Here is an 11,969-nt window from a genome sequence, read left to right on the forward strand (position 1 = left end):
ACCGGAGAAACGCCTTCATGGAATCCATCAAGCGGTATTTCGGCTTCGCTGAAGCCGGCACCGACTTCCGCACCGAAATACTCGCGGGCGTCACCACGTTCCTGACGATGGCCTACATCATCTTCGTCAACCCCGCGATTCTCGGCGACGCCGGCATGCCGAAGGAATCCGTGTTCGTCGCGACCTGCCTCGTCGCGGCGCTGGCGTCGATCATCATGGGGCTGTACGCGAACTACCCGATCGCCTGCGCGCCCGGCATGGGCCTGAACGCGTATTTCGCGTACACGGTCGTCAAGGGGATGGGTTTCACGTGGCAGGCGGCGCTCGGCGCGGTGTTCATCTCCGGCTGCCTGTTCCTGCTCGTCACGCTGTTCCGCGTGCGCGAGGCGATCGTCAACGGCATTCCGAAATCGCTGCGAATTTCCATCACCGCCGGCATCGGCCTGTTCCTCGGCATCATCTCGCTGAAGACGTCGGGCGTGATCGTCGGCAACCCGGCCACGCTCGTCACGCTCGGCGACCTGCACAAGCACGAGACGATCCTCGCGATCGTCGGCTTCTTCACGATCGTCACGCTCGACCACCTGCGCGTGCGCGGCGCGATCCTGATCGGCATCATCGGCGTGACGATCCTGTCGTTCTTCTTCGCCGGCAACCAGTTCCACGGCGTGTTCTCCGCGCCGCCGTCGATCGACGCGACGCTGTTCAAGCTCGACATCGGCGCCGCGTTGTCGACCGGCATCATCAACGTGATCCTCGTGTTCTTCCTCGTCGAGCTGTTCGACGCGACGGGCACGCTGATGGGCGTCGCGAATCGCGCGGGCCTGCTCGTCGAAGGCAAGATGAACCGCCTGAACAAGGCGCTGCTCGCCGACAGCACGGCGATCGTCGCGGGCTCGGTGCTCGGCACGTCGTCGACCACCGCGTACATCGAAAGCGCGTCGGGCGTGCAGGCCGGCGGCCGCACCGGCGTGACGGCGATCACCGTCGCGGTGCTGTTCCTCGCGTGCCTGTTCATCGCGCCGCTCGCCGGCGTCGTGCCGGCCTACGCAACGGCGCCCGCGCTGCTGTACGTGTCGTGCCTGATGCTGCGCGAGATGGTCGAGGTGCCGTGGGACGACGCGACGGAAGCCGTGCCGGCCGCGCTGACCGCGCTGCTGATGCCGTTCACGTATTCGATCGCGAACGGCGTCGCGTTCGGCTTCATCGCGTACGGCGGCCTCAAGCTGCTGACGGGCCAGGGCCGCACGGTCAAGCCGATCGTCTGGATCATCGCGGCCGTGTTCCTGTTCCGCTTCTTCTATCTCGGCAGCGAGTAAGCGAAGCACATCGCCGCGCCACACGATGCAACGAAAAAACGCCACCTTCGGGTGGCGTTTTCGTTTTCGCACGATTCATCCGCGATCCTGACGAATCGACGCGCACGCCCCTATCGATGGTCGACCATCCCGCCCGGCGCGCATACGAAAATGCCGCCCGGCCCCACCGAACGGCATTGCGTGAAAGGCAACGTCTTCGTGCGCCGCGCTCGATCGCGCGCGCCGCCGGACGAGCGTCGTGTCGTCAGCGCCAGTTGGCCTCGTAGAAACGCACGTAGCCGCTACGCAGCGTCACGCACTGCGCGCGCGTTTCCGACAGCAGGCGCCGTGCGGCCGCCTCGATGCGCTCGCGGTGCTGGTCGAATGCGCCGACCATGTCCTCGAAGCGCGGCGACGCCGCACCGAAGTGGTCTTCCAGCGCCTCGGCGGTGATCTGACATTGGACGCGCTCGCCATTGACCAGTGCCGTGAACCCCAGCATCAGGTCACGCCCCGAATACTCAGGCTTCTCGTTCGTGAAATGGATCTGCATGGGCGCCGCCTCGACCGGTAGAAAACGAATGACCGCGTCCGTCGTCCGCTACCGGCCGGACGAAATGTACGCGGGCTCGCCGGCGGAGGCCCCGACCGCGGGGTGTGGCGCGGTCGATGCATGCCGGTTGAATTCCACTTTAGACGGTTTCGCGCGGGACACAAAAATTTCGGTGTGCGTCGTTCCGACGCGCATTTCGTCTGATCTGCGCGGCATCCGGCACCGTTTCAGCAACGGACGTCAGTGCGGATCGGTCGGCCAGATGTTGAGCGCGATCGCGGCGGTCGTGACGCCCACCGCAATCGCGGCCGCCCCGTATCTCACCGCATCGGTCAGATCGAACAGCAATCCGTGGATCGCCACGGCAATGCCGCCCAGCATGATGAAAGTGGCGATGGCCGCCAGCACGACTCTCAGTTCCGCCCGAACCATGATGCGTCTCCCGAACGGATGCATGTCGCGTCGCATGCATGTTGCACTGCGGAACACGGCGCGTGCGTGTTCCATTTCCATCATTGCAGGCGGGCGCTTAAAAGCAAGGGGATTTTGTTCGCGGTCGCGCATCGCACGTGGCGCTTGTATGATGATGCGTACCCGGACGGTCGGCCGTCGCGCCGAATGGTGCACCGCGAGCGGAGCCGCACTCCGCCGCCGATTCCGATCCGGTCGGCCCCGGCGGCCCCGGGAACAGGAGACACATCATGCCGCAACCCTTCGTGCTGCCCGCCACCGCGGGGCGTACCGACCTGCTCGCGCAGGCGCATGCGCGTTCGACCGCGGTCGGCCTGCGCGCGCATGAACGCCCCGATTTCTCGCCGCTGTCGCGCGTCGCGCTGCGCGAACTGCTCGACACGAACCACACGCTGTTCTCGCACGCCCGCCCGGTGATGGAGGACCTCCACGCGCAGATCGCCGAGACGCAAAGCCTCGTGCTGCTGACCGATGCCGACGGCGTGATCCTGCACAGCATCGGCGACGCGGACTTCATCGAGAAAGCGAACCGCGTCGCGTTGTGCAACGGCGTGTCGTGGGCCGAAGGCGCGCGCGGCACCAACGCGATCGGCACCGCGCTCGCGTCGGGCCAGGCCGTGGTCGTGCACGGCTCCGAACATTTCCTGCGCGCGAACCACATCCTCACCTGCGCATGCGCGCCGATCGTCGATCCGTTCGGCCGCACGCTCGGCACGCTCGACGTGAGCGGCGACCCGCGCGGCTCCAGCCCGCATACGCTCGCGCTGGTGCGGATGTCCGCGCAACTGATCGAGAACCACCTGTTCGCGAACCAGTGCGGCGAAGCGCTGCGGCTGCGCTTTCACGCGCACGAGGATTGCGTCGATTCGCTGTTCGCCGGGCTCGTCGCCTTCGGCCCCGACGGCGGGCTGATCGCCGCGAACCGCAGCGCCCAGTTCCAGCTCGGCGCGTCGTTCGACGCACTGCAGCATCAGGCGAGCGACGCGTTGTTCGGCATGCGCTTCGCCCAGCTCGCGCAGCAGGCCGCGCGCGCGCCGGGCGCCACGTTCCGCCTCACGCTGTCGACCGGCGTGCGCGTGCTCGCCCGCTGCGAATTCCCGGAAGCGCAGAAAACGACCGTCGCGGTCACGCCGCCGGCGCCGGCCGCGCGCGTGCGAGCACCGGACCCGGACGCGATCACGTTCGCGACGCTCGACACCGGCGACGCGCGCATGGCCGCCGTACTCGAACGCGTCGCGAAGATCCGCGGGCGCGACCTGCCGCTGCTGATCCTCGGCCAGACGGGCACCGGCAAGGAATGGCTCGCCCGCGCGCTGCACCAGGCGTCGCCGCGCGCGGACGGCCCGTTCGTCGCGGTCAACTGCGCGGCGCTGCCCGATTCGCTGATCGAGGCCGAGCTGTTCGGCTACGAAGACGGCGCGTTCACGGGCGCACGCAAGCGCGGCAGCCCCGGCAAGATCGCGCAGGCCGACGGCGGCACGCTGTTTCTCGATGAAATCGGCGACATGCCGCTCGCGCAGCAGGTGCGGCTGATGCGCGTGCTGCAGGAGCGCGCGGTGATGCCGCTCGGCGGCGCACGCGCGGTGCCGGTCGACGTGCGGGTGGTCTGCGCGACTCACCGCGACCTGCGCGCGATGATCGCGGAAGGCACGTTCCGCGAGGATCTGTTCTACCGGATCAACGGGCTCGCGGTCACGCTGCCGGCGCTTGCCGCCCGCACCGACCTTCCGGCGCTCGTCGAGCGCATCCTCGCGCGGCTCGCGCGCAGCGAGCCGATGCCGCGCCGTCTCGCGGCCGACGTGCTCGATGCGTTCGCGCGCCATCGCTGGCCCGGCAACCTGCGGCAGATGACCAACGTGCTGCGCACGGCCGGCATGCTCGCCGAAGACGAAGCCGAAATCACGCTCGCGCATTTGCCCGACGATTTCTGGCTCGACTGCGACGATGCGCCGGCTGGGCCAGCGGCGGCCACCCCGGCCACCCCGGCCGCATCGGCCCCATCGGCCCCATCGGCCCCATCGGCCCCATCGGCCGGCAAGCACGAAGGCACGACGCTGCAAAGCCACCAGGCCGCGATGATCGACGCGGTGCTCGCGCGGCACGGCGGCAACGTGTCGGCGGCCGCGCGCGAACTCGGCCTCGCCCGCAATACCGTGTACCGGTATCTGCGGCGGCACTGATGCACACGGCCGGCGGCCGGCGCGTTCGGGTATGCTTGGCGCGTTGCCGCCGAACCGCCGCCCGCTTCAGTCATGACCGATCCAGAACACCCGCCCGTCGTGCGCATCGAGCCGCTCGGCGCCACCTTCGACGCGCCCGATGCGCTGACCGTGCTCGAAGCCGCCGCATTCGCGCGCGTATCGCTGCCGCGCTCGTGCCGCAACGGCACGTGCCGAAGCTGCCTTTGCCGGATCGTCAGCGGCAGCGTACGCTACACGATCGAATGGCCGGGGCTCTCCCGCGAGGAAAAGGCCGACGGCTATACGCTGCCGTGCGTGGCCGTCGCGACGTCGGACCTCGTGCTCGACGTGCCCGACGCGGTCATGCTCGACTAGACGCGGCGCGCGACCGCGCGCGTCGTCCTGCAACGCTCGATCCTGCATGGAGAACGTGATGGTCCAGCCAACCGATCGCATCGAAAAACAGACGCTGCTCGCCGCATCGCCCGACCGCGTCTGGGCAGCCGTGAGCAATTCCGGCGAATTCGGCCAGTGGTTCGGCGTGTCGTTCGACGGCCCGTTCGAGGCCGGCCAGTCGCTGTTCGGCCGCATCACCCCCACCCGCGTCGACGACGACGTCGCCAAGGCACAGGAGCCCTATGCGGGCACTGTGTTCGAAATCGTCGTCGACCGTATCGAACCCAAGCAACTGTTCTCGTTTCGCTGGCATCCGTTCGCGATCGATCCGAATGTCGATTACGCGTCCGAGCCGATGACGCTCGTCACGTTCACGCTCGCGGCGCAGGCGGGCGGCACGCTGCTCACCGTCACCGAAACGGGTTTCGACCAGTTGATCGAAGCGCGTCGCGCGACCGCGCGCGACATGAACGACCAGGGCTGGGCCGCGCAGATGACGCTGATCGCAAAGTATCTGGCGCTGCACGCGTAGCGCGCCGCTACGCCGCACGTCCGCGCCGACCGGCGCATCGACGTGCGTGGCATAATCGGCGGCATCGTCGTCCACCCGCCGCCGCACATCGCATGCTGAGTCGTCGTCTCCGGAAGATCGGCAGTCTGATCGGGATGCTCGCCATCCTGATGACGGCGCTCGCGCCGACGATCTCGCAGGCGCTGACCACGCAAGGGCGCGTCGACGCGCTGCTGGCCGGCTACTGTTCGTCCGCGCCGGCCGCCGGCACGCCGTCCGCCGATGCGGCGACGAAAAGCCTGCAGGCCCATCTCCAGGCATGCGGCTACTGCAGCCTGCTTGCCCATACCCCCGCGCTGCCCGCGCCCGAACTGACGTTCGCGGCTCACGTGCACGCAATCGAGCATCGCGCGGCCACCCGCTTCGAAAGCCTGCGCCGCGCGCTACCGCTCACGTCCGCGCAACCGCGCGCCCCTCCGTTCACGTCCTGATCCGTCGTCATTGCGCGTGATGCCGTCGTGCATCGCGCCGTCCGCGCACGCCGCCGGCGTGCGCGACGTGTCACGTTTCGAAGGACGATCATGTCTCACCCTGCTGCGCACGGCGTCGTGCCGGGCATGTGGTTGGCCGCCGCCGGTTCGGATTGCCGCGCCCGCATTCGCCCGCATGCGAATGCCTGGCCGCGCAGGTCCGCGCCGACCGGCGTCGGCATCGATGCCGCTCCGCGCAGCCGTCCGTCGAATCCGTTTTTTCATCCGATTCGTCATTCGCTCATCCAGCCATGAAAACCACCCTTTTCGTTCGCGGCGCACTCGCCGCACTCGGCTTCGTCGTCATCCAGGCCGCCCACGCGCATGCGCTCCCGAAAACGCAGGACCCGGCTCCCGACGCCACGCTGTCCACCGCGCCGCACGCGGTCACGATCGATTTCGGCGAGGCGCTCGAGCCGGCGTTCAGCTCGATCGCCGTGACCGACAGCCAAGGGCAATCGGTCGTCGACGGGAAATCGGCCGTCGACGCCGGCAACCGGAAGCGAATGCACGTCCCACTCGCGAACCTGAAGCCCGGCACCTACACGGTCGCGTGGATCGCGGTGGCCAGCGACGGCCATCGCACGCACGGCCGCTACACGTTCACGCTGAAGTAACGCATGGCACGCACGCGGTGCGCATCGGCGCTTCGTGCCGAGCGCATTCGTATCGATGCCCGCGGCATCGCACCCAATAAGGAGAACACATGATGAAACGCCCGATTCCGACCGGCCTGCTCATGGCACTGACGCTGCACGCCACCGCCACGTTCGCCGCGCCGGCCATCCAGGCCGATGCGTGCTGGATCCGTACGATGCCGGCGACGGTGCCGTCGTCCGGCTACTTCACGCTGAAGAACCACGGCGACGCGCCCGCGACGCTGACCGGTATCGACACGCCCGCCTACGGGATGGCGATGGTGCATGAAACGCAGACGAGCGGCAGCACCGCGAAGATGGTGCACGTCGATTCGGTCGTCGTGCCGGCGCATGGCGCGGTGACGTTCAAGCCGAAAAGCTATCACGTGATGCTGGAGGAGCCGCGCCAGGCCGTCGCGCCCGGCGCGAAGGTGCCGTTCCGGCTGCACTTCGCGGACGGCTCGACCGTGTCCGTGACCTGCGACGCGAAGGCGCCGACCTACGCCGGCCAGTAACGCCGCCCGCCTCACGATCGAAGGAGACGTACATGAAAGACCGCCTGCCGCTGGCCGACCTGATCGTTCGCTACCGGACGCCGCTGAATGTCGCGGTACTGATCGTCTGCGGGTTGTGGGCCGCATGGATCGCGTGGATGACGCGGCCTGCCGCCATCGATACACCGCCGTCGATTCCCGCGTACTGCATGCGCGACGCGCGCTGACACGCCGGACGGCACGGTTCCGGCGGCGGCCCGCGCCATTATTGGCGTGGCATCATCGCGTCATCCCGACCGCCGGAACCGCCTCTCGGAGCGCCGCATGTCCATTCAGACCTGGATGCTGTTTGCCGCCGCCTATCTCGCGACGACGCTGTCGCCGGGGCCCAACGTGCTGCTCGTGATCCGCAACACGGTGCGCTACGGCGCGCACGGCACCGCGGCGACGATCGCCGGCAACCTCGTCGCGCAGGGTGTGATCGTGCTGCTGGTCGCGCTCGGCGTCGGCGCGGTGCTGGCCGCGATGCCGCCGCTGTTCGTCGCGATGAAGGTGATCGGCGCCGCGTACCTGATGGTCCTGGGTGTCCGGCAGTTGCGCGGCGATCGCAAGGCCGCCGCATCGAGCGGCCCAACGGAAATCGCCGTGCCCGATCGCCGCAAGCTGTTCCGCGAAGCGCTGTTCGTATCGGGCAGCAATCCGAAGACGATGATCTTCCTGTCCGCGTTCATGCCGCAGTTCGTCGTGCACGACCGGCCGCTCGCGCTGCAGTTCGTCGTGATGTACGCGACGATCGCGTGCACGGTCGTCGTCGTTCACAGCGTCTATTCGGCCGGCGTGCGCCGCCTGCATCGCGGCTTCGGCATGAGCCGCGCGGTGTGCGCGCTCAAGCGTGCGAGCGGGCTGCTGTTCGTCGGGCTCGGCATCAAGCTGCTGAGTGCGCGGCAGGCATGAGACGACCTCTTCCCGTCAGCGCAGGCGAGCGGCCAGTGCGGCGGTGATCTCGTCGAACGACGGCCGCGCATCGACGTCCTCGTTCACACAGGCCGCCGCCAGCGCATCGAGCGCGTCGGCGTGCGATCCACAGCGCTCGAGCAATTCGCCGAGCAGATAGCCGAACGCGCGCACTTCGAGCCGCTCGAACCGGGCGCCCCACGTATGCTCGTTTCGGTCGTACAGCGACGCCGCGCCGAAATCCCCGAGCAACGCGCCGCCTGCGCCGTCGTGCAGGATGTTGTGCGCATACAGGTCGCCATGCATGATGCCGCGCGCGTGCAGATGACCGGCGACCGACGCGATGCCGTGCGCGATTCGCACCGCTTGCGCCGGATCGAACCTCGCATCGGCGGCGTAGACGTCGCGCGTGCAGGACGCGAAGCTCGGCGGCCCGGCGAGGTTCGTCAGCGCCGGATCGACCAACGCCATCACCAGGCCGTGCGTGCCGTCCGGATGCCCGCGCACCTTGCCGATCACGGGAATCAGGTTTGGGTGACCGCCGGCATGCAGGCACGCGGCCATTTCGCAATCGGGCAGGCCGTCGCTCGTCACCGCGCCCTTGAACAGCTTGACCGCGACCGTGCGCGGCGGGTGGCCGTCCGCGCGCCACTGCGCACGGTAAATGACGCCCGACGCGCCCTCGCCCAGCTTCTGTTCGCATGACAGCGCCGCCCAGTCGATCTCCGCGACGTCCGGCCCGGCGGACGCCGCGGCCTCCGGCACCGCGCCGAGCGGATTGCCGGCAACGGCAAGCCATGCGAGACGCGGCAGGCGCAGCAGCCAGTCGGGCAACGCCCCCAGCCGGTTCGCGGACAGGCGCACCAGTTCCAGCGCGCGGCACGCGGCCAGTTCCGCGGGCAGCGCGCGCAGCTGGTTGCCGGCGAGCATCAGCTTCTGCAACCGCGCACAGTCGCCGATGTCGGCCGGCAGTTCGTCGATCGCGTTGTCGGTCAGGATCAGCCAGCGCAGCGCACGCGGCAGCGCGCCGCGCGGCACGGTGCGGATCCGGTTCGCCTTGAAGCCGATCATGTCGAGCTGCTCGCACGCGCCGAGCACGCCAGGGAAAGCGGTGAAGCGGTTGCCCGACGCGAACAGGATGCGCAGGCGATGCAGCCGCGGCAGATCGTCCGGCAGCGCGGACAGCGCATTACCGGTCAGGTCGAGCACTTCGAGCGTGTCGGCCAGATCGAAGATCTCGCGCGGAAATTCGGTCAGCCCGCACGCGAGCTTGAGTTGCCGCGCGCCCGCCAGTTGGCCGGCCTGCAGGTGTTCGAGGGTGTGGGTCACGGGAAGAAGACGGGTGGCGGTTGCGTTGATCGTCGGGTCGATCGGACGAATTCTACCGGGATCGATCGGGTGCCCGTGCACGACCTTGTCATACCCTCTTCACAAACGCGCGATGTGACGTTAGAATTGCGCCCCTTGCAGTGCCGACGTGGTGAAATTGGTAGACACGCTATCTTGAGGGGGTAGTGGCGAAAGCTGTGCGAGTTCGAGTCTCGCCGTCGGCACCAGATGCGTTTTCCCCGCATTCCAGCATTCTCTGAAACCCGCGACAGCACCTGGCTTCGCGGGTTTTTTGTTTTCCGCTACGCCAACAACAAAAAATTCCGCACCACCGCGGACGGCTCGTCGCAGCGCGACGCAATCGCCAGCCTGGCGCGAAACCGGTTACCCGCGAACGGCCGGTACACGACCCCGGGAACCTGCACCTGCGTAATCGCCTTCGGCACGACCGACACGCCGAGCCCGGCCGCCACCAGCGTCACCGCGGACGCGATCTGCGGCGCCGGTTGCGCCATGCGCGGCTCGAACCCGGCGGCCCGGCACGCGGCGACGATGTCGTCGAACAGCGCGCCGCCGGCCGCGCGCGGCACCTGCACGAACGACTCGTCGGCCAGTTCCGCCAGCTCGATGCGCCGCCGCTGCGCGAGCCGGTGCGCGACGGGCAGCGCGACGAACATCGGCTCCTCGTCCCAGTCCGACACCCGCAGCGTCGCGGCGACGCGACGCTCGGGCCGCACGATCGCGACATCGACGCGCCCGGCCTCGAGCGCCTCCAGCAAAACCCCCGACGTCGCTTCCTGCAACGTCAGCTCGGCCTCCGGAAACGCCTCCCGAAAGCGGCGAATCAGATCCGACACCTTCGGATTGAACGCGGCCGTGCCGGTGAAGCCGACCCGCAAATGGCCGGTTTCCCCGCGCGCGGCGCGCCTGGCCGCCCGTGCCGCGCGCTCGGCATCGTCGAGCACGCGCCGCGCCTCTTCCGCGAACACCTCGCCCGCCAGCGTCAGCTCGGCGCCGCGCGCGGTCCGCTTGAACAGCTCCACGCCGAGCTCGTTCTCGAGCACCTTGATCTGCTGGCTCAACGGCGGCTGGCCGATGCCGAGCGTTTCGGCGGCCTTCGTGAAATTCGACGCGGCCGCGACGGCCAGAAAGTAGCGGAGATGCCGGAGTTCCATGCGTGACGTGACCTCGCGGTGAGTCGGATTAATCCGTCAGCCAGTGTTAAAAGATATGGCTTCGGTTCATTTCATATATTGGACATATACATGACCGTGCGCAAGAATTCGTGTATTCCGTCGCACAACGAGTGCCTTCATGTCCTCCGCTTCGATTTCCCGTTCCCTGCCCGGCACGCAGAACACCGCACCCGATGCGCTGCCGGCCGGTGTGTCCCCGCGCTCGGCCGCGTACAAGCGCATCGCGTTCGCGCTGTTCCTCGCCGGCTTTTCCACTTTCTCGCTGCTGTACTGCGTACAGCCGCTGCTGCCCGCGTTCGCCCGCGAGTTCAACGTCGGCGCGGCGTCGAGTTCGCTCTCGCTGTCGCTGTCGACCGGGATGCTCGCGGTGTCGATCCTGTGCGCCGGCGCGCTGTCCGAACGCGTCGGGCGGCGCGGGCTGATGTTCGCGTCGATGACGCTGGCCGCGCTGTTCAACCTGCTCGCCGCGTGGTCGCCGAACTGGCACCTGCTGCTGGTCTGGCGTGCGCTCGAAGGCTTCGCGCTGGGCGGCGTGCCGGCGGTGGCGATGGCGTATCTCGCGGAAGAAATCGCGGCGGACGGCCTCGGCTTCTCGATGGGGCTCTATGTCGGCGGGACCGCGTTCGGCGGCATGATCGGACGGATCGGGATGAGCGCGCTCGAAGAGCACTTCTCGTGGCGAACCGCGATGCTGTCGATCGGCGTCGTCGACCTGCTCGCGGCGATCGCGTTCGTGATGCTGCTGCCGCCGTCGCGACGCTTCGTGAAGCGCACCGACCTGACGCTGCGTCACCACCTGCGGCTGTGGCACGCGCAATTGCAGCACGCGCGCCTGCCGTTCGTATTCGCGATCGGCTTCCTCGTGATGGGCGCGTTCGTGACGATCTACAACTACGCCGGGTTCCGGCTCATGGCCGCGCCGTTCAACCTGAGCCCGACCGCGTGCGGGCTGATCTTCGGCGCGTACCTGTTCGGGATGGTGTCGTCGTCGAGCGCCGGCGCGCTCGCCGATCGTCTCGGGCGGGCACCGGTCCTCGTCAGCGGCATCGTCGTGTTCGCGGCGGGCCTCGCGCTGACGCTGTCGCACTCGCTCGCCGCGATCGTCGTCGGCATCGTGCTCGTGACGATCGGCTTCTTCGTCGCCCATTCGGTCGCGAGCGGCTGGGTCGGCGCGCTCGCGGGCGCCGCGAAGGGGCATGCGGCTTCGCTGTATCTGCTCGCCTACTACGTCGGGTCGAGCGTGCTCGGCTCGGTCGGCGGCGCGTTCTGGCAACGCGGCGCGTGGACGAGCGTCGCCGCGTACGTCGCGGTGCTGCTCGTCATCGCATTGCTGGCGGCGCGGCGGTTGAGCCGCGCTTGAGCCACGCTCAGCCACGCGTGGCCAGACGCAGCGCGGCGCGATGCGCACCCTGCATCGCA

At 68.4% G+C, this 11,969-nt stretch carries 14 protein-coding genes and 1 tRNA gene; 11 read left to right on the plus strand and 4 right to left on the minus strand.

All coding sequences use genetic code 11. The features are described from left to right. Nucleotides 1-17: 17 nt before the first annotated feature. On the plus strand, nt 18-1,319 hold the full coding sequence (locus tag DFS13_RS27625; protein ID WP_006480751.1) for an NCS2 family permease: 1,302 nt from the start codon (nt 18-20) through the stop codon (nt 1,317-1,319). A gap of 244 nt (nt 1,320-1,563) precedes the next feature. On the opposite strand, the gene DFS13_RS27630 is transcribed toward DFS13_RS27625, so the two are convergent. Both DFS13_RS27630 and DFS13_RS41180 read right to left on the minus strand, forming a co-directional pair. After that, nucleotides 1,564-1,851 (minus strand): DUF1488 domain-containing protein, encoded by a 288-nt coding sequence (locus DFS13_RS27630; RefSeq protein WP_006486743.1) that lies wholly within the window; start codon nt 1,849-1,851, stop codon nt 1,564-1,566. A gap of 240 nt (nt 1,852-2,091) precedes the next feature. Next, nucleotides 2,092-2,367 (minus strand): DUF2964 family protein, encoded by a 276-nt coding sequence (locus DFS13_RS41180; RefSeq protein ID WP_006498826.1) that lies wholly within the window; start codon nt 2,365-2,367, stop codon nt 2,092-2,094. Between the two features lie 185 nt (nt 2,368-2,552). On the opposite strand from DFS13_RS41180, the gene DFS13_RS27640 reads away from it, so the two are divergent. From DFS13_RS27640 to DFS13_RS27675, 8 genes are all read left to right on the plus strand, one after another. Further along, nucleotides 2,553-4,502, plus strand: a complete 1,950-nt coding sequence (locus DFS13_RS27640) for a sigma-54-dependent Fis family transcriptional regulator (protein ID WP_111442344.1) — start codon at nt 2,553-2,555, stop codon at nt 4,500-4,502. Nucleotides 4,503-4,574: 72 nt separating this feature from the next. Continuing rightward, nucleotides 4,575-4,877: a 2Fe-2S iron-sulfur cluster-binding protein gene (locus DFS13_RS27645; RefSeq protein WP_006486753.1), complete on the plus strand. Its 303-nt coding sequence runs from the start codon at nt 4,575-4,577 to the stop codon at nt 4,875-4,877. Nucleotides 4,878-4,935: 58 nt separating this feature from the next. Beyond that, entirely contained in the window at nt 4,936-5,430 is a 495-nt protein-coding gene (locus DFS13_RS27650) for an SRPBCC family protein (protein ID WP_012493504.1), read from the plus strand. Between the two features lie 92 nt (nt 5,431-5,522). Continuing rightward, the gene (locus DFS13_RS27655; protein ID WP_012493505.1) at nt 5,523-5,900 is read left to right on the plus strand and encodes a DUF2946 domain-containing protein; all 378 of its coding nucleotides are present in this window, start codon (nt 5,523-5,525) and stop codon (nt 5,898-5,900) included. 290 nt (nt 5,901-6,190) lie between these two features. Beyond that, the gene (locus DFS13_RS27665) at nt 6,191-6,556 is read left to right on the plus strand and encodes a copper resistance protein CopC (protein WP_006486759.1); all 366 of its coding nucleotides are present in this window, start codon (nt 6,191-6,193) and stop codon (nt 6,554-6,556) included. 92 nt (nt 6,557-6,648) lie between these two features. Next, on the plus strand, nt 6,649-7,092 hold the full coding sequence (locus tag DFS13_RS27670) for a copper chaperone PCu(A)C (protein ID WP_043206152.1): 444 nt from the start codon (nt 6,649-6,651) through the stop codon (nt 7,090-7,092). 32 nt (nt 7,093-7,124) lie between these two features. Further along, nucleotides 7,125-7,298 carry a hypothetical protein gene (locus DFS13_RS40400; RefSeq protein WP_006486739.1) on the plus strand — a complete coding sequence of 58 codons (174 nt, stop codon included), beginning with the start codon at nt 7,125-7,127 and terminating at the stop codon, nt 7,296-7,298. A gap of 97 nt (nt 7,299-7,395) precedes the next feature. After that, a complete protein-coding gene (locus DFS13_RS27675) occupies nt 7,396-8,025 on the plus strand; it encodes a LysE family translocator (RefSeq protein WP_111442345.1) in 630 nt (209 codons plus the stop codon). A 15-nt stretch (nt 8,026-8,040) separates the two neighbouring features. Here the strand turns inward: DFS13_RS27675 and DFS13_RS27680 are convergent, their stop codons facing one another. Further along, complete coding sequence (locus DFS13_RS27680; protein ID WP_111442346.1) at nt 8,041-9,354, minus strand: leucine-rich repeat-containing protein kinase family protein; 1,314 nt, start codon at nt 9,352-9,354, stop codon at nt 8,041-8,043. Nucleotides 9,355-9,496: 142 nt separating this feature from the next. Between DFS13_RS27680 and DFS13_RS27685 the strand changes: the two genes are divergently transcribed. Further along, nucleotides 9,497-9,581, plus strand: a tRNA-Leu gene (locus DFS13_RS27685). Between the two features lie 75 nt (nt 9,582-9,656). On the opposite strand, the gene DFS13_RS27690 is transcribed toward DFS13_RS27685, so the two are convergent. Continuing rightward, nucleotides 9,657-10,529 (minus strand): LysR family transcriptional regulator, encoded by an 873-nt coding sequence (locus DFS13_RS27690; RefSeq protein WP_111442347.1) that lies wholly within the window; start codon nt 10,527-10,529, stop codon nt 9,657-9,659. A gap of 139 nt (nt 10,530-10,668) precedes the next feature. Between DFS13_RS27690 and DFS13_RS27695 the strand changes: the two genes are divergently transcribed. Continuing rightward, on the plus strand, nt 10,669-11,910 hold the full coding sequence (locus DFS13_RS27695) for an MFS transporter (protein WP_059721908.1): 1,242 nt from the start codon (nt 10,669-10,671) through the stop codon (nt 11,908-11,910). Nucleotides 11,911-11,969 lie beyond the last annotated feature (59 nt).

This window comes from Burkholderia sp. 28_3, assembly GCF_003253915.1.
In the GTDB taxonomy this organism is placed as follows: Bacteria; Pseudomonadota; Gammaproteobacteria; order Burkholderiales; family Burkholderiaceae; genus Burkholderia; species Burkholderia cenocepacia.